Below are 24829 nucleotides of genomic sequence, written 5' to 3'. Positions count from 1 at the left end.
GCAGGCACTCTAGCGTCAGGCAGGCGCGTAGGGAAGTAGTATTGCGCCCGAAAGGCCTCAGATGCGCCACGCTCGGGCCGAAATCGGCATCTGCAGCAACAAGATTGCGCAGTTGCACAATCTCGAACGTGTCCGCGCACAAAATTTAGTCAGTGCAGCACTGGATGACGTTGCGACAACTGCGCGGATATCCACAGGCCGACCCGAGGCACCGGCTAAATCTGCATAAGGAAACGGCGGGGCAAGCCCCGCCGCCGTTTCTGATTCTGCTTTTCCGGCGTCTTAGTCGACGTCGTTTGCCGGCTTCACGTCGCGCTTGCCAACGAGGATCTCGCGCTTGCCGACGTGGTTCGGCGCACCAACCAGACCTTCCTTCTCCATCCGCTCTACCAGCGATGCGGCGCGGTTGTAACCGATACCGAGACGACGCTGGATGTAGGAGGTCGAGCACTTCTTGTCGCGAAGGACCACCTTGACGGCTTCGTCGAACAGGTCGTCGCCATCTTCGGAACCCATCGCGCTCTTGTCGAAGACCGGCGCGTCCTCTTCCTCCTCGATTTCCTCATCCTCGTCCGCCGTGACGGTATCGAGATATTCCGGACGGCCCTGCAGCTTGAGGTGGGCGACGACGCGCTCGACTTCCTCGTCCGAGACGAACGGGCCATGGACACGCGAGATGCGGCCGCCACCTGCGGTGTGCAGCATGTCGCCCTGGCCGAGCAGCTGCTCCGCACCCTGTTCGCCCAGGATGGTTCGGCTGTCGATCTTGGACGTCACTTGGAAGGAGATGCGGGTCGGGAAGTTCGCCTTGATCGTGCCGGTGATGACATCGACCGAAGGACGCTGCGTTGCCATGATCAGGTGGATACCGGCGGCACGTGCCATCTGCGCGAGACGCTGGATGGCGCCTTCGATCTCCTTGCCGGCAACCATCATCAGGTCGGCCATCTCGTCGACGATGACGACGATGTACGGCATCGGCGTCAGGTCGATTTCCTGATCCTCGTAGACCGGCTCGCCCGTGCCCTTCTCGAAGCCCGTCTGCACCTGCATTGTCACGACCTCGCCCTTCTCGCGGGCGATCTTGGCGCGCTGGTTGAAGCCATCGATGTTGCGCACGCCGAGGCGAGCCATCTTGCGATAGCGGTCTTCCATCTCGCGCACGGCCCACTTGAGGGCGGTGACGGCCTTCTTCGGATCGGTAACGACGGGGGTCAGGAGGTGCGGGATGCCGTCATAGACGGACAGCTCCAGCATCTTCGGATCGACCATGATCAGGCGGCACTCTTCCGGCTTCAGGCGGTAGAGCAGCGACAGGATCATGGTGTTGATCGCGACCGACTTGCCCGAGCCGGTGGTACCAGCAACGAGCAGATGCGGCATCTTAGCGAGTTCCGCGATGACCGGATCGCCGCCGATCGTCTTGCCGAGGCAGACGGCGAGCTTGTAGCTGCTGTCGCGGAAGCCCTCGCACTCGATGAGCTCGCGCAGATAAACGGTCTCTCGGCTCTCATTCGGCAGCTCGATGCCGATAACGTTGCGGCCGGGAACCACGGCGACGCGAGCGGAGATCGCCGACATGGAGCGGGCGATGTCCTCGGCGAGACCAATGACGCGGCTCGACTTCACGCCCGGCGCGGGCTCGAACTCATAGAGCGTGACGACCGGACCGGGGTGAACGTGGATGATTTCACCGCGAACGCCAAAATCCTGCAGGACGCTCTCGAGCAGATCAGCATTCTGCTCCAGTCGCTCCTGCGACATGTAAAAGCCCTGGCCTTCCGGCGGCAGCTGGAGGAATTCCGCGGACGGGAACTCGTAGTCATCACGCGAATGCGCAGCCGAGACCGGGCCCGCCATCGGCAGCGACGGCGCGCGCATCATCGGCGCGACGGGTGCAGGAGCAGTGCGAAGCGGCTCCGGAGCAGGGGCAGGCGCTTCTGCGACGGCAGGGGCCACGTCCGGCTCGACCTGCTGTACAGCGTCAGTCTGATGAACCTCCTCCTGCTTTGGGGCGAACGGCGTCTGCCCAACGGCACACTCGATCACGCGGTAGAGCGAGGCGATATCCACCGGCTGCATCGGCACGACCCGGGCGGCCGGCGCCGGGGCGGGTTGCTGCGGGGGCAGGGGAGCCTGCACGACGACGGGCGCTTCTTGTGCCACCACTGCTGGCGGCACGATCGCTTCCGGTTCATCGGCCGGAACACCGGTTGCGGGACCCGCCAGCTCAAAGAATGCAAAGTCGGATAGGTACGACCACGCAGACGCTGCAGGCTGGTGGGCCTGCGGCTGCTGCACCATGGGCTGCTGGACAGACTGAGAGGTCGCAACCTGCCGGACAACAGGAGCGGCGGGGGCAGGCTGCGGGGCGGGAGCCTCAGTCTGCACGACGGGAACTGCCGGACGCGGCGCCGGCTGGACATGCTGCACGGGTCGCATCGGCTGCGACGGGGGCACATAGGCCGGGTTTGCGTGAACCGCCGCTGCCGGGCGGACGACCTGTGCCTGTGGCTGGACCGGAGCCGGTGCGGGTGAAGGAATCGGGGCCGGAGCGACGTGCGCAACCTGCGGCTCCTCCGAAACTTCTTGGACCGGCTGCGTGGGGGTGACCGGCATCATCGCACGCGCGGGAGTCGGAGCCGGCGCGAAGGGAGGACGCGCAGGCGAGGTCGTCTGCTGCGCAGGCTGCTGCTGTGCAGCCTTCTCTTCCGAGTTGCGACGCAGCATCCGGTCAGGCGTGCGGGTGAAGCGCACATTCGGCGCGATATAGAAGTAGTTGTCCCATGCCGGCGGCTGGTTGTCGTCCGCCGTAGCGGAGTCCTGAGACGCCTCTGAACGCGGCGGAAGCGCGTCGTTCCGCGCAACGATCTCCAACGGACTGGACCTGGGTGAACGCATGGAAGACATACTCATAGACTCACGACTGGATTGGCCCCTTGAGGGATAGGAAAGGTTGGTTAACAGGACCTTCCAAAATCGATAAAAGTCTCTGGACTTCCTCCCTAAACCGTGGCCACCCGCACAGAAGTTCCTTACCCTGCGTCAGGTGGGGAAAGACGTTGCCGACATACATTAAACCTTCTTCCGCTTCGGAATATCATTCCAATTTTCGCAGCGATCGTCTAAGGTTGGGCTAAATCAGTAAGTCGCGGGAGAGCCTATGAGTAGTGTGCTAGAGCGTTCGCTGGCCATTCTGGAACTGCTGGCGAAGTCCCCAAAGGGCCTGGCACTGCGCGACATCGCCGACAAGCTCGAGATCCCGCCAAGCGGCACCCATCGGCTGCTGAAGGATCTGGTACGGCTCGAATATGTTCGCCAGGACCGTGAGCACGCCGATTACTACCTCTCGACGAAACTGGTGGCTCTCGGGCTCAGCTATCTCAGCGACAGCGGCATCGTCGATCTCGCCCAGCCGGTGCTCGACCGGCTCGCGGCCGAGAGCGGAGAGCTGGTCCGCCTCAGCATAGTCAGCGGACGGAATCTCACCTGGGTGGCGAAGTCGCAGGGCGCGCGCAACGGGCTCATCTACGACCCGGACATGGGCGCAGATGCGCATCTGGCTTCCTCAAGCTCCGGTATCGCCTGGCTAATGACGCTGAGCGACGAGCAGGCGCTTGAGCTCGTTGCAAAACAGGGGTTCGCCAAGCCGGGCGAGTATGGTCCCAACGCGCCTCTCACCATGCTCGACCTCCTCCAGCGCCTGAATGCCGCTCGCGAGGCGGGTTATGCGCTAACTCTCGAGACCTATGCGGTGGGGATGAACGGCATGGCCGCCCCCGTGCGCGAGGACGATGGCGAAGCCCGCGCTGTGGTGTCGATCTACGGCCCTGCAGTGCGGTTCACCGAGAAACGGATGCGGGAGCTTGCGCCCAACTTGCTGCGTGCCGCGGCGGAGTTGTCCGTTGTCGGCAATGCTTCACCGCTGATGAAGCAGAGCTCCGCCGAGGTGTGATCTAGGCTGCGGCTTGCACGCGCTCGGCCTTCTGGCCGACAAGAAAGCTCTCGCCGCTAGGGTCTGCGAAGAGGTGTTCCGGCACACTCGCGGCAGGGCCATAGGTATTGCGGCAGTACGGGCACCGGGTTGCAGCCTTCGGCCGTTGGGCATGGCACGAGGGGCAGTACAGCAAGCGAGACAACTTCAACCTCCGAACGTCAGGACCAGCTACTTCCGCTGCGTCATAGCGGCATGAGTTGCCGCGCGATTGTCACGAAATTTGGGCAAGGACGCCGCAGCTCGCACAGCGCCCCACCCGTCAGAACTCAAGCGTCGGCAGGCAGGCCCGAAAGGCCGATGCGCCTGACTTCAGCCGCAGGCATCAGGCTCGCTTTGCGTACACGTCGCGCCTGCTTGCTGTTCTGAATGAGCCCAGCCCCAGTAGCCGCTTTCACGAAGCTGCGCTGGGCATCAGCGGCCGTGCGCCAGCCATCGAGGGCGTCGCGGCAGACGGTCATCGCGCTGCGCCAGCGGCGACCGCGGGCCCACTGGGGCCATTCGCGCTCAAGGCACTCTAGAGCCTCGAAGCTCGTGGCGACCTTTCGTTCGCCACCACTCGGCATGCGCAGCACCACGGGGGATGGGAATGCAATATCAGTCATCACTTCCTCTCTGTGCAAACGTCAACAAGAGCAAGTAACCGGACGCTGGATCCGGCCATGACTGATCTGGGCCCCTGCCGCGCCGAGTTCAAGACCGCCGAAGGGAGGTGCAATCCGGCCAGATCGCGACAGGGCTTCCTCGCATGGTTAACACGCGCTAAACATCGGACATCTCAAGGCTGAACTGATTCGCAGGCATGGCAGCACCCCATTTCATTTTCCGCGGGCTCCAGGTTGCAGCCCGGATCGCGCGGCCTCTCGCTCTCGCATCGACTGCCACCCTTGCGATCGCCATCGCCGGCTGCGCTCAGCAACCCGTCCGCATCGAGGATTCGTCGCTGTCGCATGAGCGTGACCTTACAGCGGCACTGGCCCTGCCACCTCCCGGCGGCCCGGCGGTGGTCAGCGTCATCGAGCGCATCTTTGCCAACGCCATCCAGCAGGACATCGTGCTCGCGACCTCGTCCACCGTGCCCGGACAGAACACGCTGCGCGTCCAGTTCTTCGGGCCGATGGGCTCCAGCCGCGGCGACACGACGCTCACGGACTATCCGCCAACGGAAGGGTCCATCGACCGAGAGATGCGCAGGGCGCTACCTGGCGTTTCGATGGTTCGCTCACCGCTCTTCGCCCAGAACGCTTACGGCCCGTTTGGATACGCGACGGGACGCAGCAGTTCCGGCGACCTCTGCGTCTACGCATGGCAGCGTCTTGCCGGAACGCGCTCCGACGCAACCGTAGCGACGCGCGGTTCGATACAGGTACGCCTGCGGCTCTGCCAGACCGGGGCGACCGAGGAAGGGCTGCTGGCCGTCATGTACGGCTACACCATCAAGTCGGCTATTGCCGGCGAGACCTGGAACCCCTACGGCACGGCACCGGCGGCCGACCCCCGTTTGGGCACGACCGGTCAACCGATCCACCCCAAGGGGCTCACGGGCGCCGCCCAGATTACCGTTGCGGCACCCGTTGAGGAAAGGACGCCGAGGCCGACGCCACGACCGGCGGTTGCATCAGCGCCCGCTCAACAAACAGCTCCGGTGCTTCCAACGGTTCCGGCAAACGCACCGATAGTGCCGCCGCCTCCGGGCACTGCAACACCGCAGGCTGTCCCGCAAGTGCCGCCGCCGCCCGGCTTTGGTAACTAAACCCCGAGCTTCCCCATGGTCAGATAACAAAGTCTTAACCATGGGTAAGCTTGGAAGATATCCGCTCTACGTCTGGCGACATTTTAGCGCCACAGTTGCACTAGACCGAGAGCACGGCCACATTCGCGTGGCAAACACGTCATCAGGACGCGAGTATTTTTATGAGTAATTTCGTTGTCGGCGCGGTGTGGGCCGTGCTGGCCGCGTGCATGATCTTCATCGTGTCGCTGCCGATCAATCTCCAGACTCACCTGGTCCTCGGCGGCATCATCCTCGCGATCATGATCACGATGAAGCTGCTGCGCCTCGACGGTACGTGGAGGGTCATCGCGCTCGCTCTCGGTGTCGCGATGGTGCTGCGCTATGTCTACTGGCGCACGACCAGCACCATTCCGCCCACCAGCCAGCTGGAGAACTTCATCCCCGGCCTCCTCCTGTACATCGCCGAGATGTACAGCGTGATCATGCTGTTCCTCAGCCTCTTCATCGTTGCCAAACCGCTGCCGCCGCGCGCCCCCGCACTTGTCAACGACGAGGAACTGCCGCGCGTTGACGTCTTCATCCCGACCTATGACGAAAGCTCGCGCATGCTGGCCGACACAATCGCGGCAGCAAAAGCGATGGACTACCCACAGGACCGCGTCACAGTCTGGCTGCTTGATGACGGCGGCACCGTGCAGAAGCGCAATTCCGACGACGTGCAGACCGCCCAAGCCGCACAGAAGCGGCACGTCGAGTTGCAGAAGCTCTGCGTCGAACTCGGCGCGAAATACCTGACCCGCGAGCGCAACGAGCACGCAAAGGCCGGCAACCTCAACAACGGCCTTGCCCATTCCGATTCCGAACTGATCGCGGTCTTCGACGCCGACCATGCCCCGACGCGCAGCTTTCTGCGCGAGACGGTCGGCTACTTCAAGGAAGACCCGAAGCTCTTCCTCGTGCAGACCCCGCACTTCTTCCTCAATCCGGACCCGCTCGAGCGCAACCTGCGTACCTTCGAGAAGATGCCGTCGGAAAACGAGATGTTCTACGGCGTTATCCAGCGCGGCCTCGACAAGTGGAACGCCTCGTTCTTCTGTGGCTCGGCCGCGGTGCTCAGCCGCAAAGCGCTGGAGGAAACCAACGGCTTTTCCGGCACGTCGATCACAGAAGACTGCGAGACAGCCATCGAGCTGCATTCGCGCGGCTGGAACAGCATCTATGTTGACAAGCCGCTGATCGCTGGCCTGCAGCCGGCGTCCTTCGCCTCGCTGATCGGCCAGCGCAGCCGCTGGGCCCAGGGCATGATGCAGATCCTGCGCTTCCGCTTCCCGCTGCTCAAGCGCGGACTGACCCTGCCGCAGCGCCTCTGCTACATGTCATCGACGCTGTTCTGGCTGTTCCCGTTCCCGCGCACGATCTTCCTGTTCGCCCCGCTTTGCTATCTGTTCTTCGACCTTCAGGTGTTCACAGCCTCCGGCGGTGAGTTCTTCGCCTACACGCTGAGCTACATCGCCGTGAACCTGATGATACAGAACTACCTCTACGGTCGCTTCCGCTGGCCATGGATCTCAGAGCTCTACGAATACATCCAGTCGGTACATCTGCTGCCGGCGGTGGTTTCGGTGATGCTCAATCCGCGCAAGCCAACCTTCAAGGTCACAGCCAAGGACGAGTCGATCTCGACCAACCGCCTGTCGGAGCTGAGCCGTCCGTTCTTCGTCATCTTCGCTGTCCTGCTGATTGCCGTTGGAGTTTCGGCCTGGCGCATCTATGCCGAGCCATGGAAGGCTGACGTCACGCTCGTCGTCGGCGGCTGGAACCTTCTCAACCTGATCCTCGCCGGATGCGCCCTCGGCGTTGTCTCCGAGCGTCGCGAGTGGAGCAGCACGCGACGCATCAAGGTCAATCGCCGCTGCGAGTTCGGCCACGACAATGCATGGTTGCCCGCGACCATCGAGGACGTGTCGGTAAACGGCGCGCGCGTGCGCGTCTACGGCGCTGACACCCCCGATTTCGTGGCCCAAGGGACGACCGCCATCCGCTTCCAACTGCTTTCGGGCGCCGAAATTGGCGAACTGCCGATCGTCGTGCGCAACCAGTCCAAGGAAGGCGACACCTTCGTGCTCGGCTGCCAGTACGTCCGCTCGGCCGCAGATCATCACCGGTACGCCGCGGACCTTGTGTTCGCCAATCCGGAGCAATGGTCGCAGTTTCAGGAATCGCGCCGGCGCAATCCAGGCGTGGTCGGCGGAACGCTGTGGTTCCTGCAGCTTGCGTTCTACCAGACCTGGCGCGGCCTCACTTACCTCGTCCGCTATCTGCGGTCGTCGGAGCCAGCGCCACAGCCGCTCCCCCAACCGAGGAGCGCCCGGTGATGAAGCGCCTCCCACTCGCATTCCTCATCGCACTCTCGGCAACTACCGCGCTTTCAGCACAGCCGACGCCTTTCGACATGACGCCGGAGCGGTCCGAGCTCGCTCCCGATTCCTCGCTCCCGCCAGAAGATTTGGGCATCGAGACTCCGGCACCACAGCCTGGGGACGTGCAGTCCGCCGAATTCCGCCGGCCGTTGCTGCCGACCGGTGACATCATGCTGCAGGGTGAAATCGCCTCGCGTAGCTGGGCGCTGCATCTCACCAATGCGCAGGCATCCGCTCCCATGCGCCTGCACCTCGGCTACAGCAACGCGATCGTCGTGGCGCCGGAAGTGTCGCGTCTGCAGCTCCTGATCAACGATTCCGTCGTTATCGAGACGCCGATCCGCTCGGCCGATGGCGTCGGCGTCATCGAGGTCGACGTGCCTGCGGGTCTGCTGCGCGCTGGCCGCAACGAGGTGTCGCTGCGCGTGAGCCAGCGCCACCGCACTGACTGCACCATCGACTCGACCTATGAGCTGTGGACCTCGGTCAATGCCGCGCAGACTTATCTCGTATCCGACGATCTTTCGCTTTCCAGGCTCTCGGCGGTCGAGGACCTGCGCGCCATAGCGCCGGACACTTCCGGCCGTGCCACCATCGCCATCGTGGCGCCCGGCATGTCGCGCAACGACATCGGTGCCGACATCCTGAAGCTCGCGCAGACCATCGCGCTCTACCAGCCCCTGCCAGATCTCAACTACGTCATCGACGCGGCACCCTCGGACGAGCAGGAAAATGCGAGCCTGCGCGTGTTCATCGGCGAACGCGATGAGCTTGAGGCACTCGGTGTCGACTTGCCGGCGGGGGCTACCGGTCCCATCGCAACGTTCGCCGAACAGCCGGACGGCATACCGACCTTCATCGTCAGCGGTCAGACGCGCGGCGAATGGCTAGAGGCGCTCGACGGCATGCTGGCCCCTCTCGACCGCTCCGCTGGTACCCGCCGCGAAGCCGTCACGACTGAAGCCTGGCGGCTGCCGAACGCGCCGATGATCTACGGCGCGCGCGAGTTGACCTTCAGCGAGCTCGGTGTGCGCTCCGAGAGCTTCTCGGGCCGCAACTTCAGCACCAGCTTCCAGTTCTCGGTTCCGTCCGATTTCTACGCCGGCTCCTACGGCGAAGCGCAGATCCTGCTGGATGCCGCCTATGCCCAAGGCGTTCTGCCGGGCAGCCTGATCAATGTCTACGTCAACGACTCGATCGCGATCTCGATGCCGCTCAACGACGATCGCGGCGCGGTTCTCGAGAAGCTGCCGCTGCGCATGACGATGCGGCACTTCAAGCCGGGCCTCAACGAGATCCGGGTCGTCGCGACGCTGCGCACCGCGGAGGATGAGGCTTGCGCGGCGGCTGGCCTGACGGGCGACCAGCCGCGCTTCGCGATCTTCAACAGCTCGCGCTTTGTCGTGCCGGCCTTCGCCCGCATCGGCCAAAGCCCGAACCTCGCTGCTCTCAGCGGCACGGGGTATCCGTACTCGCAAGCGGAACAGCCGGTCCCTGTCGTCACCGAGCGCAACGACGCGCCGACCCTGTCGGTAGCGGCGGATCTGCTTGCCCGCATGGCTCTCAGCGCCGGCCGCGCCATGCCGGTAACACTGACGACCTCGATAGACACGCTCCGCGACCGCGACGCCATTTTCATTGGCTCGATCAATACGATCCCGTCCCCGGTGCTGTCGCAGGTCAACGTCTCCGAGGAGGCACGCAGCCACTGGGTCGCCTCGCATGGCGGCGTCCCGCTTGCGACGGATGCCGCGCAGGCCGATCCGCAGGCCTGGCGCGAACAGATGGGCGCGCGCAACTGGTTCCGCGACATCGAGGAATGGTTCGACCGCACCTTTGAGCTGAACCTTAGCGACCTTCGCTTCGTCCCGTCCTCCGAGCCGCCGTTCGTTCCGTCCCGCCCGGCTCAGGTGATGGTCGCGCAAGGCATCAATCCGGCAGGCAACGGCGTTTGGACGCTGGTCTCCGCACCGGATACGCAGATGCTGCAGGAGGGCGTCAGCGCAATTTCAAGGCTACCCAACTGGACGCGTCTTTCCGGTCGGCTCGCCAATCTCGACAATGACGAGGAAACCATCAGCGCGCTGCCCGCAACCACGCAGAAGTTCGTCGAGACGCAGCCCGTTTCGATCAACAACTTCCGTCTCATCGTCGCGAATTGGCTGTCGAGCAACATCCTGTCATACTCCCTGGTGCTGGTGGCGACCTGCTTCCTTGTCGGCATCGCGACCTCCGCGCTGCTCTCGCGATCGGGGAGACGTCATTGATCCGCAAGCTGCTCCTGGCGCTCATTCTTGTGACCGGCATGGCACCCTCGCTCGCCAATGCGAAGATCACTTCCGAGGAATGGTCGGCCTACACCGATCGCTTCGTGTCGCAAGAAGGCCGGGTGATCGATGATGGCAATGGCGGCATCTCGCACAGCGAGGGGCAGGGCTATGGCCTCTTGCTCGCCTACCTTGCCGGCAACCGCGCCGATTTCGAGCGGATCTGGTCTTTTACCGAACGCGAACTCCTGCTGCGCGACGACAGTCTCGCCGCCTGGAAGTGGGAGCCATGGGCGACGCCTCACATCACCGACCTCAACAACGCCGCCGACGGCGACATCCTGATCGCCTACGCGCTGGCGCTTGCGGGTGCCGCCTGGCACGATCAGCGCTTTACCCGGAACGCGCGCACCATCGCGCGGGCGCTAGGGCGCACTTCGGTCTTCGAGCACCAGGGCGAGCTACTGCTGCTTCCCGGCGTCGGCGGCTTTGGCCCGAAGGCGCGCCGCGACGGACCGGTGGTCAACCCGTCCTACTGGGTGTTCGAGGCCTTCCCTGTCCTCGCACGCATTGCACCCGAAACCGATTGGATGAGGCTTTCCGAAAGCGGCAAGCGGCTGATCCGCAAGACGCAGATCGGCGAGCGCAGGCTTCCGGCCGAGTGGGTCTCGCTGGCGAATGCGCCGAAGAGCGCGAACGGCTTTCCAGCGATGTTCGGCTACAACGCCATCCGCATTCCGCTCTATCTGATGCGTGCTCTGGAAAACGATGCCGAGCTGCTGCGCCGGCTGCGCGATGGCATGACCGGCCCTAACGGAGAAATCACCCTGATCGACGCCGTCAACGGCAAGATCGCTGCCCAGCTTGATGATCCCGGCTACCGGATCATCTCCGCGCTTGCGAGTTGTGTTGTCGATCGCGTGAAAATTCCTGAAGAACTTCGCAGCTTCCGCCCGACTGTTTACTATCCTTCCACTCTGCAACTTCTTGCACTGTCCCACATCAGGGAGGACCGGCCCGAATGTCTCTGACAACCTCGGTGAAGTCTGTCGCCATCGGCGCGGCCACTCTGTCGCTCTTGCTGGGCACGACCGCCTTTGCGCAGATCCGCCACTACTGGGACCCGAACGCTCCTATGGTGTCGCTGGAGGTAACCGGAACCACCCCGGCCGCTGCGGCGATTTTCGACGACGAGGAAGCCGGCGAGCCTCAGCTGCTGGCACAAGCGGACCTCCAGCCGGCACCGCTCGCGCAGCAGGCCCAGGATGCAGCGCCGCCGGAAGTCGATGAATCCGCGCTGCGTTACTTTGCACGCCAGGGCGACAAGCGCCGCCTGGAGATCGAGATCGCGCGTCTGCGAGCGCTCTATCCGAACTGGACGCCGCCCGCCGATCCTCTTGCTACGCCGGTGAAAACTGACACCGCGCTGGAGGAAATCTGGCAGCTCTATTCCGAAGGCAAGCTCGGCGAAGTACGCCAGAAGATCGCCGAGCGCCAGGCCGCCGAACCGGGCTGGACGCCGCCGACGGACCTGACGGACCGGCTCGCGCTGGCCGAGGCGCGCGACCGCCTCATCAACGCTTCCAACCTCGACCAGTACGCCACAGTCATCTCGGTTGCGTCGGACAACCCGCAGCTCCTCACCTGCAGTGAGGTGGACGTGCTCTGGCGCGTAGCCGAGGCATTTGCCCGCACGGAACGCGAGCCCCGGGCCTACGATGCATACAAGTACATTCTCTCGAACTGCGAAAACACCAATGAGCGCGTTGCGACCATGCAAAACGCCTCGCTGCTGCTGACGCAGACGAATATTGCAGACCTGCTCACGCTCGAGCGGTTCGACAGCGACGGCAAGGGCGAGTTCGCCGCTATCCGGGACGATCTCGCCCGCGACGCGGTGGCCAGGGGCAGCAAAGATGCCGAAGCGGCGGTCCCCGCCGAGGAGCTAAAGCGCGTCGAGCGGCTTGCCGAAGCCGACAAGCTCCCGTCCGACGCACGCCTGCTTGGCTGGTACTATCTGCAGCGCAAGAACCACATCGAAGCGGAGAAGTGGTTCCGCATGGCACTCGACGGCGAGCCATCGGCTGACGCCGCCGAAGGACTGGCGCTGGCCCTGATCGAGCGAAATGCCTTCGCCGAAGCGGAGGAGCTGATGTTCCGCTGGCGCGGCACGAGCGACAACACGCGCGTTGTCTATCTCGCCGCAGCGGCAAACCTGCTTGGCACCGAACCGCGCCCGCTGCTGACGAGCGAGGTGCTTAACCGCATCGTCGCCGAAGTTGCCTCGTCACGCTATGTCGAGGGCGCCCGCCAGCTCGGCTGGTATTCCCGCGCCTTCGAGCAGCACACCACGGCAAAGGCCTGGTTCCTGACGGCGCTTTCCTGGAGCCCCGACGACGAGCCGTCGGCCTATGGGCTGGCACTTACCTATCACCTGTTCGGAGAGGCAGCCGAGCTTGCGGAAATCAAGCGGCAGTGGGCAGGACGCTCCGAGCGAATCCAGCTCGTCGGTGTCGCCGTGACGGAGCCGGCACCGGTTGCGCCCCGCCTCTCAACAGCTCAGGAGCCGCTCGCTCTGGCGCCAACGCAACCAGCACCTCGCGCCGTCGTAACAACCAACGTGCAGGCAGCTCAGCCAGCCCAACCTTCTCAGCCTACCCAGCCCGTACAGACGGTGCGCCGAACGGCACCTGCTGCGCAGAAAGCGGCGCCCGCCGCCTCCGCTTCACGTCGCAGCTGCGCCGGCCAGATCCATCCGGAAAGTCTCAGTCCTGAAGCTGCGCTCAACCGTGGCTGGTGTCTTATGGACGCAAATCGCCCGATCGAGGCGGCGAAGGCCTTTGATGTCGCATTGCGCAGCCGCAGCGAACAGGTTCGCCGCGACGCTTCCTACGGCCAGAGCCTTGCATATTTGCGAGCAGGTCTGATCGACAACGCTGCCGTTTCTGCAACGAGGGCGCCGCAGTCGCAAGCGCGGGCACAGGAGCTGCAGACCAGCATCCTCGCCGAACGCGCCCTCGGTGCCTTTGAGCGCGGCCGCTATGTCGAAGCGATCATCGCGCTCGACCAGCGCGCCCAAATCGCGCCCGAACGTATCGACCTGATGGTCCTGCGCGGCTACGCCTACATGAAGCTCGGGCGTCTGTCCGACTCCAAGCGCGTCTTCGAAGCCGCCGCCGGCACCGGCAGCCGCGACGCAATCCGCGGCCTTGCCGACCTGCGAAACCTGATGAACGGGGGGTAGGGGGCAAAAGTACCCTCGCGGATGCTCCCCTCAACGGGCAGACCAATCAAGTTCAGCGCTTGTTGACCTCTTTGTGCTCCAATCCTTCGCGATGGCGAGGTGAGGGGCGCTGGGGAAAAATGAACATAGCTGAACGGCTCGAGAGGGAGGGGCTGCGCGAGGCTGCGGACAGCGCCGCACGCGTCGCGGTACTCGTTCCCTGCTACAACGAAGAAGCTACCATCGGCAAAGTCGTCGCTGACTTCAGAGCCGTGCTCCCCGACGCCCAAATTTACGTATTCGACAACAACTCGAGCGACCGCACCATTGAAGTGGCGAAGGCCGCCGGCGCAATTGTCGGACGCGTACGTGGCCAGGGCAAGGGTCATGTCGTCCGCCGGATGTTCGCCGATGTCGATGCGGATGTTTACATCCTCGTAGACGGTGACGGCACCTACGACGCCTCCGTCGCGCCAATGATGATCGACGAGCTCCTGCAGAATGGGCTCGATATGGTCGTGGGCGTCCGCCACACCAAGGACGAGGCCGCTTTCCGCGCAGGCCACCGCTTCGGCAACCAGCTGCTGACGGGCTGCGTCGCGTTCCTGTTCGGTAGAAACCTCACCGACATGCTGTCCGGCTACCGAGTCCTGTCGCGACGCTTCGTGAAGTCGTTCCCGGCACATGCGACGGGCTTCGAAACCGAAACCGAGTTGACGGTCCATGCGCTCGAACTGCGCATGCCCGTCGCTGAGGTAGATACCGAATATCATGCGCGGCCGCCGGGATCGGTCAGCAAGCTGAACACCTATCAGGACGGCCTGCGCATCCTCTTCACGATCATCCGACTGCTTAAGGCGGAAAAGCCGCTGCAGTTCTTCTCGATCGGCTTTGTAGCCTGCGTGGTGGCTGCACTGATCCTCGCCGAGCCGGTCTTGATGACATACCTTGAGACTGGTCTCGTTCCGCGGCTGCCAACGGCGCTTCTGTCCGCGAGTCTGGTGCTGTTCGGGACGCTGCTGCTGGTCTGCGGACTAATCCTCGACACGGTTACGCGCGGACGCGCTGAAATTAAGCGCATGGCCTATCTCGCCCAGCCGAGCCCGTGGCAGAGACGGAGCGGATGAGCACCACGCTTGCTCAGTTCGCCCGTTTCGCGCTCGTCGGGACAATCGGTTTCCTGACCGACGTCACCGTGCTTGTGATTGGGATGCGGCTAGGCGCGGGACCCTACATCGCTCGCGTCATCTCCTTCCTCTGCGCGGCTGCCGTCACGTGGCTGCTCAACCGCAGCTTCACCTTCAGGACAGGACCCGCTGTGAAGTCGGCGGAACCCCTGAAATATCTTGCAGCAATGACGGCGGGCGGAGCGGCGAACTATTCCAGCTACAGCCTGGTTGTCGCGCTGTTCCCACACGAACCCCTTGCGCCGGTAGCCGGAGTGGCAATCGGATCGATTGTCGGCATGGGCCTGAACTTCGCCAGCGCGAAGTGGTGGGTTTTCAACGCCTGAAGGCCCGCTTTAGGTTGTGAGGAGCGCCCAGCCGACTGCTTTTGCACGAAAAAATTGCCCTGTTGCTCCTGCGCATTCATCGCTATTCCCCCTGCCTCATCTTGCGCCTTAGCGCATGAATGTGCCACATCGTCGCGGTCAGTCTCCGAGAGAGGTCTTTGCTGCCACGGTGGCGCAAAAGGGAGACGGCGCATGTAGCCGTGGCATCTAGGGAGGTGGAATGAACCGCCGTGTTATTCTGGCGCTGAGCGCCGCGCTGCTGATGGGTGCAACCGCAGTGCAGGCTCAGGACGCCGCCAAGATCGCCATGGTCGCCGAGCTTTCGGGGGCCGGCGCCCCGGCCGGCACGAACTGGCGTGACGGCATCAAGATCGCCATCGAGGAAATCAACGCCGCTGGCGGCATCCTCGGCAAGCAGGTCGAGGTTTCCGAATACGACACGCAGACCGACCCGCAGGTCTCGCGCGCGATGGTCCAGAAGGCCATCGACGAGGGTGCGTTCGCCATCCTCGGCACCATCTATTCGGGCTCGACCCTCGTCAACATGCTGGTCGCCCAGCAGAACGAGATCCCGCAGTTCGTGGGCTCGGAAGCTCCTACCATCGTCCAGAAGGGCAACCCGTTCGTGTTCCGCACCTCGTCGGGCTCCCAGAAGGGCGTTCCTGCTCTGGTGCCGTACTTCACCGACACGCTGAAGGCCAAGAAGGTCGCCGTCGCCTGGGTCAACAACGAGTTCGGCAAGGGCGGCCGTGACGTCTTCACCGCCGAGATGGAAAAGGCGGGCATTGAGATCGTCACCGACGTTCCCTCGGAGCAAGGCGCGACCGACTACGCCTCGGACGTCTCCAAGCTCAAGGAATCCGGCGCCGAGGCTGTGTTCGTCTACATGAACCAGGAAGAGGCTGCCCGCTTCCTGATCGAGGCGAAGAAGCAGGGTCTTTCTATGCCGCTCGTCGGCGAGGTGACCCTGACCGAGGCCAAGGTGATCGAGCTTGCCGGCGGCGCAGCCGAAGGCGCGATCGCGCATGTCGGCGTGACCGCGACCGCCACGGACATTCCGGGCATCGCCGAGTTCAACGAGAAGTTCGTTGCCCAGTTCAAGCGCAACCCGACGCATGACGCGATCAAGGGCTACATCGGCGCTTGGGCCACGAAGTACGTCACCGAGAAGGTCGGCGAGTTCGACGGCGCTAAGTTCGCCGAGACTATGAAGAACCTGTGCCTGCCGGTTGCCGAGTATCCGAAGATGCTGCTCGACACCTGCTGGGACGAAACCGGCGAAATGTCGCGTCCGAGCTTCATGGTTCAGGTCAAGGACGGCAAGCCCGTCGTCATCGGGACGGTTCCGGCGAACTGATCCCATCCCTGATGCAGTCGCGGCCGCCTGAACGGGCGGCCGCCCCTGCCTAAAGGACATCCCATGTCGCAGTTCCTGCAAGTTCTGCTGTCCGGTTTGGCTACCGGTTCGATCTATGCGCTCGTCGCCATCGGCTTCACACTCGTCTGGCAGGCAGCCCAGACCGTGAATTTCGCGCAGGGCGAGTTCGTCATGGTCCCGGCCTTCTTCGTGCTGGTCGGCACCAATATTCTTGGCTTCCCGCTCGCGCTGTCGCTGGGCCTCGCGCTCCTGCTGGCGATCGCGCTGCTCGGCGCCGTATTCAAGAAGCTGGTCGTCGATCCCATCCTTCCGTCCGGCGGCATCTCTCTGATCATCGCCACCATGGCGCTCGGCATCCTCCTGCGCGAAAGCGTCAAGGAATTCTATGGCGCCGAGGCACAGCCGTTCCCCGCGATGTTCCCGACCAACCCGATCAACGTGTTCGGCGCGGTCGTGTCGATGCAGGACATGCTGAACCTCTTGATTTCGCTGGCCGTCGTCGTGGTACTGACGCTGTTCCTCAACCGCACGCGCACTGGCCGCAGCATGCAGGCTGCGGCGCAGAACCCGGCAGTGGCGGAAATTCTAGGCGTCAACGTCAAGCGTATGGTGATGTACGCCTTCCTCATCAACGCAGCCCTTGCCGCGCTTGCCTCGTTCCTCATCACGCCGGTCTACCTGGCCAAGTTCTCCAACGGTGAGACGCTTGGCCTCGTCGCCTTCATCGCGGCGATCGTCGGCGGCTTCAACCAGATCCGCGGCGCGCTTGTCGGCGGCCTCCTGATCGGCGTGCTCGACAACCTCGTCGCCACTTATGTCACGGCCGAATATCGTGCCGCGCTGCCGCTCATCCTGCTGATCTTCATCATCCTCGTGCGCCCGCAGGGCATCATGGGCACCTCCGAGGGAAGGGCGGTCTGATGCGCGCGTATCTCAGTTGGCTCCTCATTGCCCTCCTGCTGGTGCTGGCAATCCTCGCCCCGATCGGGCAGGGCAACTACATCACCTATGTGCTGACCTCGTGGCTCGTGTTTTCGATCGCCGCAATGGGGCTGAACCTCACCCTCGGCTATGCCGGCCAGATCTCACTGGCGCAGGCCTCGTTCATGGCGATCGGCGCCTATACCAGTGCGCTGCTGACCCTTGCCGGCTGGCACTGGATGGCGGCACTCGTTCCGGCGCTGCTGCTCTGCTTCGTCGTCGGCCTCGTGCTGGGCTATCCGGCACTGCGCGTGAAGGGGCATTTCCTTGCCTTCGTGACGCTTGCCTTCAACACGCTCGTCTTCCTCGTGCTGCGCAACGAAGACTGGTTGACAGGTGGCAACTACGGCCTCTCGGGCATGCCGCGTCCGGACTTCGGCTTCGTCTCGACGATGAAGCAGCACAATTTCTACTACTTCACGCTGGCGATCACGGTCGTTGCCGCCGCGATCATGTGGTGGATCGTCCGCTCGCCGTGGGGTCGCGGCTTCAAGGCATTGCGCGAAAACCCGATCCGCGCGGAAAGCCTCGGTGTCGACACGCGGCGCATCACGCTGCTCGCCTTCGCGATCGGCTCGACCTATGGCGGCCTTGCCGGGGCGCTGATCTCGCCGCTCGTCCAGTTCATCGAGCCGGGCTCGTTTGCGGTCGGCCACTCGCTGCGCATCCTGCTGATGGTTGTTGTGGGCGGCGCCGGCTTCTTCTTCGGGCCGTTCCTCGGCGCCGGCGTCGTCATCCTCCTGCCGGAGCTGCTGCGCTTTACCGAAGGCTACTACCTCATCATCTACTCGGCGCTCGTCATCGTGATGCTGGTGTTCACGCCAAGGGGACTGATCGGGTTGTGGGGAATGCTGCGTGACCGCTTCTTCGGCAAGCCGCAGATCCGCGCAGACGTGGAGCAGGGACCGAAACTGAAATGACCGCGCCCATTCTCTCGATCCGCAACATCACCAAGAGCTTCGGCGGCATCAAGGCCGTGCGCGGCGTCTCCTTCGACGTGCACAAGGGCGAGATCCTCGGCCTCATCGGCCCCAACGGCTCGGGCAAGTCGACGCTGTTCAACTGCATCCTCGGCCAGCTGCAGCCGGATGAAGGGTCCGTCGAGGTGAAGGGTGTGCCCGTGACGGGCATGCGCGCCAGCAAGCTCAACCGCCTCGGCGTCGGCCGCACTTTCCAGCAGCTGTCGGTGTTCCCGCAGATGACGGTGCTCGACAACATCATTGTCGCCGGCCAGGAGCACAAGGGTACGCTGATCTCGCGCCTGTTCGGGCCCACGGATGCCGGCCTGACGCAGGCTGCCGACCAGCTCATCGAGTTCTTTCGGCTGACGCACCTGCGCGACACGCCGGCGGGCTCGCTCTCCTACGGCCAGCAGAAGCTCGTGGATGCCGCTATGGCCTTCATGGCAGGGCCGGACCTGGTGCTGCTCGACGAGCCGGCAGGCGGCGTGAACCTGACGATGCTCGCGCATCTCAAGGAGCGCCTCGTCGCCTACAATGCCGAACACGGCACGACCTTCGTCGTGATCGAACACAACATGGAGTTCGTGATGAGCCTGTGCACCCGCATCGTGGTGCTGGCGGAAGGCGCCATCATCGCGGAGGGCTCGCCCGACGAGATCCGCGCGAACCAGACCGTCATCGACGCCTATCTGGGAGGCTGATCATGCTGGAACTCCAGGACATTCACGGCGGCTACGGCAAGATCACGATCCTGAACGGCGTCTCGTTCAAGATCCCGAAGGGCACGATCACCACCGTGATCGGCCCGAACGGCGCCGGCAAGTCGACCGTGTTCAAGGCAATCTTCGGCCTGCTCAATATCGACAAGGGCCGTATCCTGCTCGATGGCAAGGACGTGACGCGCCACACGCCGCGACAGATGATCGACCATGGCGTGACCTACGTTCCGCAGGGCCGCAACGTCGTGCCGCAGCTCTCGGTCTACCACAACCTCGAGCTCGGTGGCGTCACCGCCCGCGATCAGGCCAAAGTGCGCGAACGCATCGAAAAGGTGATGGACAAGTTTCCGATCCTGCGCGAGTTCCGCAACCGCAAGGCCATTGAGCTGTCGGGCGGCCAGCAGAAGCAGCTCGAAGTCGCGCGCTCGCTGCTGCTCGACCCGAAGCTGATCCTGATCGACGAACCGTCGATCGGCCTGTCACCGAAGCTGGTGCAGGAAGTGTTTGCCACCCTGCAGCGCCTGCGCGACCAGGGCGTCACCATCCTGATGGTGGAACAGAACGCCAAGTCCGCGCTCGCCATATCGGACTATGGCCTGGTGCTCGAACTCGGCCAGACGCGCATGCACGACAAGGCCGAAAAGCTCCTCGCCGACCCCCGAGTCGGCCAGCTGTTCCTCGGCGGACATATAGAGGAGGCTCCCTCCGCCTGAGCAGGGGAGGGGCCTTCGATCTTCTCAGCAATCCGCTGAATGAGGTTGCGGCTCAGGCCGCCGCAATCTCGTGGATTTTCACGCCCGGCACGGCCTTCGCGGCAAGGTCGCAGAGATGGCGGTGGTGGGTGAGGTAAATCACCTGGCCCACCTGGCTCATCTGGCCGAACAGGCGCAGCACTTCCTCCGAGCGCGGCTCGTCGAACGTCTCCATGATGTCGTCGGCGATGAAGGGTACCGATGGCCGCGCAGCCGCGAACTCTTCGTAGCCGGCAAGGCGAAGGGCGAGATAAAGCTGGAAGCGCGTGCCCTTGGACATGTCCATCGCCAGCTTCGAGCCGCCGCGCGCGGAAAGGCCGATCAGCGTTTCGCGGTCCTTCTCCGGCCGCGTTGCAAGGCCGGTGTATTCGCCGCGCGTCATCTGCCGGAACGCTTCTGAGGCACGGTTCATCATCGCGCTGCGGTGCCGGTCTCGATAGGCGCGGATCGCGTGCTCGGCAATCATGCTGCCGCTGCGCAGGCGCAAGTACCGCAGCGCCTGTTCCTCCATCTCCAGCAGGATCGTCCTGCGCTCGGCATCGATGCGGGCCACGGTGTCGTCACCGCCAATGGCATCAAGGCGGTCCTGCGCACGGGTGCGATCCGCAAACAGCGTCTTCGCGCGCTCATCCAGGTTCTCGATGCGGACCGCAAGCTCTGCCTGCTCGCGCTGCAGCTCGGCAATGTCCGCCCCGCAAATCGCTGAAAGAGCGGCCTCAAGTGTTTCTTCCTGCGTCTCGGCAATGATCTGCCGCGCCAGCCGGTCGCGTTCCTCGACCAGGCGGTCGCGCTGCCCAGCAAGCTCCAGCGCCTGACGCAGCTCGGTAATCGACTCGACATCGAAAAAAGAGGTCATCTCGTTGCGGCGCGTCTCGTGCAGCGCAATTTGCTGCCCCAGTTCCTCGCGTTCGTCCGCGACCGCCGCAAGCTCCGCGAGCTTTTCCTCGCGCCGCTCCCTCGTCTGCCGTGCCTCGTCCCGGCGCCGAATCAGGGCGCGGGCGGCATCAACCGGGCGCGATTGATCGAATGGCTCGCCAAGGGCATCGCAGATGTCGGCGACAGCATTCACAAATTCTGCGCGGTCTGCTTCCATCGCGTCGATGCGATGCTGCGTGCCGGCATACTCCTTCAGCGCAACGGGAAGTTCCGTCAGCGCATCGAGCAGCTCACGCACGGCGCCTGGTGCCTCCTCCATCCCGGCGAACCAGGTCTGATCGAGAGCGCTCTTCCAGCGGCCCTGCCAGTCTTCGGATGCAGCCCTCGCCTGATCAAGCTCCCGCTGGCGCGAGACGAGATTTCGCGTCAGGTCTGCAACCTGTTTCTCGATCGTTGCCCGCTTGGTGTACGCGGTGTTGTGCGCGGATATGAGGTTTTCAGCCGCCTGCACGAGTTCGGACAAGGCAAGGCCGCTGGCTTCCATGCCGGTATTCTCAAGCGCCCCGGCCAGCGCCTCCCGTTCAGCGTCGGCCGCCGCGCGAGCTTCGTCTGCCGCGCGCTGCGCTGCCTGCAGCGCATCCCACGCGGCAACGGCCTTGGCATGATCGCGCGACCAGCGTTCGAAGGTGGCGAGAAGACCTGCGATGAGTGCTTCAGAGGGGAGGGGGAGCGCCGCCGGCGCTTCAGCCACGATCTCCGCCCTCAACTGCGCTAGCTCCTCATCCGCTTCGCTCAGCAGCGCGTCCTGCCGCTCAATGGCCGCCGAGGTGACGGCGCTTGCGGCGGTCGAAGCGCGCAGTTCCTCCAGCTCCTTGCTGGCCTTGAGCCGGGCATCAGCGGCCTCATCCACCGCATGCATACGCTGTTCGAAGTGCACTGCCGTCTCGCGGTCAAGCGCTTGGAGATGCTTTGCCCACGCGACGTTGCGCTGGGCCATCAGCGCTTCCGCTTCCTCGTCGCCGATGACGCTGCCCACACTGCGCAGGACCTCGATGCGAGCCTTATCTTCAGCGAGCCTCGTCTCCAGCTCCCGCTTGCGGTCGAGCGCTGCCGCGCGGCGCTTCTGTAGAGCGTCGGCACCCGAACGCCATGCTTCAAGCCGCGCGGCATCCGGAAGGCGGATGGCCTTCAGTTCTTCTCCGGTACCGCTCCACGGCTGCAGAGCGCTTGCCGCTTCTTCGAAAGCCCGCACCTTCTCGGCAAGTGAACGTTCCGCGAGCCGTAGCTCGGCCGCAAGATCACCCCGCCGGATGCGGAGGAGCGACGCCTGCAGGCGGGCCACGGTAATCGCATCCAGCACGCCGCCCCCCTCCAGCCCCTTCAGCTCCGCCTGTGCGTCTTCCAGCACCTGTTCGCCGTTCTCGAACTCCTTCTCGGCGGCGCGGAGCGCAACATCGATGCCGTTCTTTTCGGCGAGCAGCTCGCGCAGCATGCCGATCGTCGCGGCTGGAACGACCAGCGTCATCGGATCGGCCACGTCACGCTTGCCCAGCGCCGTCCGGATCAGGTCGACCCTGATCTTCTGTTCGGAAAGCTGCGACTTACGCTTGGGCAGATCTTCCTCGGCCGTCGTATATCGTGCAGCCGCTTCCGACAGGCGCTCGATGCGGTGGTCGAGCTCGAGCAGCCGCTCGTCGACGGTGAGCGCATCAATCTCGTCGCGAATCCGCGCTTCACGCTGGTCGAGCCCCGCGCGCTTCGTCTGCAGCCGTGCTTCCGCATCAATGAGTTCGGGCAGCGCGTGCGACCACTCGGCCGGCGGGCGAGGGACTTCCGCATAGGCAGCAAGGCTCTCCTCCAGGCGGCCGTAATCGCCCGCCAGCGGATGCGCGCGCAGCATCCGCGCGATCTGCTCCTGGCGCGTGCGCGCCGTGCCGATCTCGCGCATGACCTCCTCATAAGCGGCCTCGGCGCGCTGAAGCTCGGCCTTGAGCGACGCATAGGCGGAGGCTTGTGTATCGGTCTCGTCCCGGCGCGCCTTCAGTTCGGCCATCCGGCGCTTGAGCCCCGCAATGGTGGTGCTGCTCGCCCGCTTGCGGAAGATGGAAAGCGCCTCCTCCATCGTCTTCTCGAGCACGGCACTGGTACCGGCGAGCCCGGCGCTCGCCGAAAACAGCAGCTCGCCAAGGTCGCCGCGGCTTTCGAGGATGGCGTTGCCGCCATCCTCCAGCGTCTGGTCGTCAAGCGAGAACATCATGCGGTAGGCATCGCGCGTGAGGCCAGCCAGCGGCACGCTGAGAACCGCCTCGTTGACCGGCTGGCCCTGCGCATCGAGCAGCGAGTTAGCGCGCTGCTTGACCCGCTTGAACTCGTGCGCCTCGCCGCCGAACTCGAGGCAGCCGCCCACCTCCATCGCCTTTCCCTGATGCAGGAACCCGTATCGAGTACGCTCCTCGATACCAAACAGGAGGTCGAGATAGGCCGACAGCGAGGTCGACTTGCCGGCCTCGTTGAGGCCGTAGACGATGTGCAGATCCGGCTTGTCGGACACGCGCTCGCCGAAGTCGATGGAATAGTCGGTGAACTTCCCGTATCGGGTCAGGTCGAGACGTCTGAGACGCATCAGGCGGCCTCCGGCGCCTCAAGCCGCAGGCGCGCCAGAATGTCCTCGCTGCCTTCTGCGAGCAGCTGATCGACCAGCGCCTCGAATTCGGCTTCGTCGCTGCCGCTGAAGCTGCGCGCCTCGGCCGGCAGATCGTCGCGGACTTCCTTTACCAGGTCGCGCACCGCGTCGCGCACGCTATGCTGGCCGATAACAGTCTCGCGCATCAGCTGGTGGAGTTCGAGCAGCGGGTCGGCGCTGTTGCTGCGGGATGCCGTCTCGGCAGGGGAAGAGATGGAGATCTCGAGCTTTTCGATCCAGGTACGGCCAAGCCCCTCGGCGCGCTGTTCGGCCTCGGCCAGCAGCAGGTCGCGATCGCGGCGCAGCGTCCACGACAGCGGCGTGGAGCCGGTGATCCTGAGCCGTCCAACCAGATGGTCGGAGCGGGTACGCGCGCGGGCATCTGCCAGAGCCTGCTCGACAAGATCGACCGCCTCACGCCAGGTGACGGCCGAGGACAAATCCGCAGTGATCCGTTCGAACTGGGCGATGCTGGTGAGCCGTTCCTCGACCGTGACGCGGCGGTCATCATGGATGGTGACGAGTGAGACAGTCTTCTCGCCGCCCTCGTTGATGTCGCGTCCCTGGGGCATGCCTGGCATGATCACGGACCGTTCGCCCTCGTGCAGTGCGCGCGCATGCACATGACCCAGCGCCCAGTAGTCGAAACCCCAGCCATGCAGGTCTGCCACCTTGCACGGCGCGTAGAGGTCATGGCCGTTCGCACCGGCAAGGCTCGTGTGCATGACGCCGATATTGACCGCGTCGGGGAGGGGGCGGCGGTACTTTTCGAGCAGGCTTTCCGGCGCGTGGGGCTTCGCAAAGCTTAGCCCATGGACGTGGATGCTGAGATAGTCACGCTTGAGTTCTACCGCCTCGGCACGGCCACCAAACACTTTCACCGAAGGCGGGAACACCAGCTCCTGTGTGATGCGGGACAGCGCATCATGGTTGCCTCGGATAACGAAGGTGGAGATCCCCGCCTCGTGCAGGCGCTGCATCTGCGTTGCCAGGAACCGCGCCGTCTTCATCGAAGTTTGGTCGCCGTCATAAAGATCGCCGGCGATGATGAGGGCGTCGACCCGCTCCTCGATACACAGGTCCACGATCGACACCAGCGCCTGCCGCGTTGAGTTACCGATCAGCTCGGCGAGGTCGCTGTTGCGCATCGCCAGCGAGCGCAGCGGTGAATCGAGGTGAAGGTCCGCCGTGTGGACGAAGCGAAATGCCATCGCGGTGCTGCCCGTTTCATTCCCTGCAAGGTTCGGTAAGCACCGTAGACCGTTTCGCCGTGCCATTTGCGGCAGCGATCAGGTCATGCACAGGAAACCGCAAGGTTTCGGTCCG

General features: G+C 64.1%; 17 protein-coding genes. 13 read left to right on the top strand and 4 right to left on the bottom strand.

Annotated features, from left to right (window positions below; translation table 11 throughout):
- Positions 1–282: 282 nt before the first annotated feature.
- On the bottom strand, positions 283–2901 hold the full coding sequence (locus L630_RS0114045) for a DNA translocase FtsK (RefSeq protein ID WP_245263743.1): 2619 nt from the start codon (positions 2899–2901) through the stop codon (positions 283–285).
- Positions 2902–3163: 262 nt separating this feature from the next.
- Between L630_RS0114045 and L630_RS0114040 the strand changes: the two genes are divergently transcribed.
- Positions 3164–3955, top strand: a complete 792-nt coding sequence (locus tag L630_RS0114040; protein ID WP_024848883.1) for an IclR family transcriptional regulator — start codon at positions 3164–3166, stop codon at positions 3953–3955.
- Between the two features lie 308 nt (positions 3956–4263).
- Here L630_RS0114040 and L630_RS21485 read toward each other — a convergent pair whose 3' ends face one another.
- A complete protein-coding gene (locus tag L630_RS21485) occupies positions 4264–4599 on the bottom strand; it encodes a DUF982 domain-containing protein (RefSeq protein ID WP_024848882.1) in 336 nt (111 codons plus the stop codon).
- Between the two features lie 197 nt (positions 4600–4796).
- On the opposite strand from L630_RS21485, the gene bcsN reads away from it, so the two are divergent.
- From bcsN to L630_RS0113975, 12 genes are all read left to right on the top strand, one after another.
- Entirely contained in the window at positions 4797–5747 is a 951-nt protein-coding gene (gene bcsN, locus L630_RS0114030; RefSeq protein ID WP_024848881.1) for a cellulose biosynthesis protein BcsN, read from the top strand.
- Positions 5748–5908: 161 nt separating this feature from the next.
- Complete coding sequence (bcsA, locus tag L630_RS0114025) at positions 5909–8104, top strand: UDP-forming cellulose synthase catalytic subunit (protein WP_024848880.1); 2196 nt, start codon at positions 5909–5911, stop codon at positions 8102–8104.
- Positions 8104–10416 carry a cellulose biosynthesis cyclic di-GMP-binding regulatory protein BcsB gene (locus L630_RS0114020; RefSeq protein WP_024848879.1) on the top strand — a complete coding sequence of 771 codons (2313 nt, stop codon included), beginning with the start codon at positions 8104–8106 and terminating at the stop codon, positions 10414–10416. Before bcsA ends, L630_RS0114020 begins: the two co-directional genes overlap by 1 nt.
- The gene (locus L630_RS0114015; RefSeq protein WP_245263741.1) at positions 10413–11447 is read left to right on the top strand and encodes a glycosyl hydrolase family 8; all 1035 of its coding nucleotides are present in this window, start codon (positions 10413–10415) and stop codon (positions 11445–11447) included. The genes L630_RS0114020 and L630_RS0114015 overlap by 4 nt, the downstream gene beginning before the upstream one ends.
- Positions 11438–13660, top strand: a complete 2223-nt coding sequence (locus tag L630_RS0114010; protein ID WP_024848877.1) for a hypothetical protein — start codon at positions 11438–11440, stop codon at positions 13658–13660. The genes L630_RS0114015 and L630_RS0114010 overlap by 10 nt, the downstream gene beginning before the upstream one ends.
- A gap of 119 nt (positions 13661–13779) precedes the next feature.
- Entirely contained in the window at positions 13780–14766 is a 987-nt protein-coding gene (locus tag L630_RS0114005) for a glycosyltransferase (RefSeq protein WP_024848876.1), read from the top strand.
- Positions 14763–15152: a GtrA family protein gene (locus tag L630_RS0114000; RefSeq protein ID WP_024848875.1), complete on the top strand. Its 390-nt coding sequence runs from the start codon at positions 14763–14765 to the stop codon at positions 15150–15152. Before L630_RS0114005 ends, L630_RS0114000 begins: the two co-directional genes overlap by 4 nt.
- Before the next feature lie 220 nt (positions 15153–15372).
- Positions 15373–16509, top strand: a complete 1137-nt coding sequence (locus L630_RS0113995; RefSeq protein WP_024848874.1) for an ABC transporter substrate-binding protein — start codon at positions 15373–15375, stop codon at positions 16507–16509.
- 63 nt (positions 16510–16572) lie between these two features.
- Complete coding sequence (locus tag L630_RS0113990; protein ID WP_024848873.1) at positions 16573–17451, top strand: branched-chain amino acid ABC transporter permease; 879 nt, start codon at positions 16573–16575, stop codon at positions 17449–17451.
- Positions 17451–18431 carry a branched-chain amino acid ABC transporter permease gene (locus tag L630_RS0113985; protein ID WP_024848872.1) on the top strand — a complete coding sequence of 327 codons (981 nt, stop codon included), beginning with the start codon at positions 17451–17453 and terminating at the stop codon, positions 18429–18431. The genes L630_RS0113990 and L630_RS0113985 overlap by 1 nt, the downstream gene beginning before the upstream one ends.
- A complete protein-coding gene (locus tag L630_RS0113980) occupies positions 18428–19174 on the top strand; it encodes an ABC transporter ATP-binding protein (protein WP_024848871.1) in 747 nt (248 codons plus the stop codon). Before L630_RS0113985 ends, L630_RS0113980 begins: the two co-directional genes overlap by 4 nt.
- 2 nt (positions 19175–19176) lie before the next feature.
- Positions 19177–19905 carry an ABC transporter ATP-binding protein gene (locus tag L630_RS0113975; protein ID WP_024848870.1) on the top strand — a complete coding sequence of 243 codons (729 nt, stop codon included), beginning with the start codon at positions 19177–19179 and terminating at the stop codon, positions 19903–19905.
- Positions 19906–19957: 52 nt separating this feature from the next.
- On the opposite strand, the gene L630_RS0113970 is transcribed toward L630_RS0113975, so the two are convergent.
- Positions 19958–23443: an AAA family ATPase gene (locus L630_RS0113970; protein WP_024848869.1), complete on the bottom strand. Its 3486-nt coding sequence runs from the start codon at positions 23441–23443 to the stop codon at positions 19958–19960.
- Positions 23443–24714 (bottom strand): DNA repair exonuclease, encoded by a 1272-nt coding sequence (locus tag L630_RS0113965; RefSeq protein ID WP_024848868.1) that lies wholly within the window; start codon positions 24712–24714, stop codon positions 23443–23445. Before L630_RS0113965 ends, L630_RS0113970 begins: the two co-directional genes overlap by 1 nt.
- Between the last annotated feature and the right edge of the window lie 115 nt (positions 24715–24829).

It is taken from the genome of Aminobacter sp. J41 (assembly GCF_000526635.1).
GTDB lineage: Bacteria > Pseudomonadota > Alphaproteobacteria > Rhizobiales > Rhizobiaceae > Aerobium.
This window is presented reverse-complemented; position numbering and strand designations above follow the sequence as displayed.

Bases quoted from the DNA above. Each gene is read 5' to 3' on its own strand.
- L630_RS0114040 (WP_024848883.1), top strand. From the start codon at position 3,164: ATGAGTAGTGTGCTAGAGCGTTCGCTGGCCATTCTGGAACTGCTGGCG.
- L630_RS0113970 (WP_024848869.1), bottom strand. From the start codon at position 23,443: ATGCGTCTCAGACGTCTCGACCTGACCCGATACGGGAAGTTCACCGAC.
- bcsA (WP_024848880.1), top strand. From the start codon at position 5,909: ATGAGTAATTTCGTTGTCGGCGCGGTGTGGGCCGTGCTGGCCGCGTGC.
- L630_RS0114020 (WP_024848879.1), top strand. From the start codon at position 8,104: ATGAAGCGCCTCCCACTCGCATTCCTCATCGCACTCTCGGCAACTACC.
- L630_RS0114005 (WP_024848876.1), top strand. From the start codon at position 13,780: ATGAACATAGCTGAACGGCTCGAGAGGGAGGGGCTGCGCGAGGCTGCG.
- L630_RS0113995 (WP_024848874.1), top strand. From the start codon at position 15,373: ATGAACCGCCGTGTTATTCTGGCGCTGAGCGCCGCGCTGCTGATGGGT.
- L630_RS0113985 (WP_024848872.1), top strand. From the start codon at position 17,451: ATGCGCGCGTATCTCAGTTGGCTCCTCATTGCCCTCCTGCTGGTGCTG.
- L630_RS0113975 (WP_024848870.1), top strand. From the start codon at position 19,177: ATGCTGGAACTCCAGGACATTCACGGCGGCTACGGCAAGATCACGATC.
- L630_RS0113980 (WP_024848871.1), top strand. From the start codon at position 18,428: ATGACCGCGCCCATTCTCTCGATCCGCAACATCACCAAGAGCTTCGGC.
- L630_RS0114010 (WP_024848877.1), top strand. From the start codon at position 11,438: ATGTCTCTGACAACCTCGGTGAAGTCTGTCGCCATCGGCGCGGCCACT.
- L630_RS0113965 (WP_024848868.1), bottom strand. From the start codon at position 24,714: ATGGCATTTCGCTTCGTCCACACGGCGGACCTTCACCTCGATTCACCG.
- L630_RS0113990 (WP_024848873.1), top strand. From the start codon at position 16,573: ATGTCGCAGTTCCTGCAAGTTCTGCTGTCCGGTTTGGCTACCGGTTCG.
- L630_RS21485 (WP_024848882.1), bottom strand. From the start codon at position 4,599: ATGACTGATATTGCATTCCCATCCCCCGTGGTGCTGCGCATGCCGAGT.
- L630_RS0114045 (WP_245263743.1), bottom strand. From the start codon at position 2,901: ATGCGTTCACCCAGGTCCAGTCCGTTGGAGATCGTTGCGCGGAACGAC.
- L630_RS0114000 (WP_024848875.1), top strand. From the start codon at position 14,763: ATGAGCACCACGCTTGCTCAGTTCGCCCGTTTCGCGCTCGTCGGGACA.
- bcsN (WP_024848881.1), top strand. From the start codon at position 4,797: ATGGCAGCACCCCATTTCATTTTCCGCGGGCTCCAGGTTGCAGCCCGG.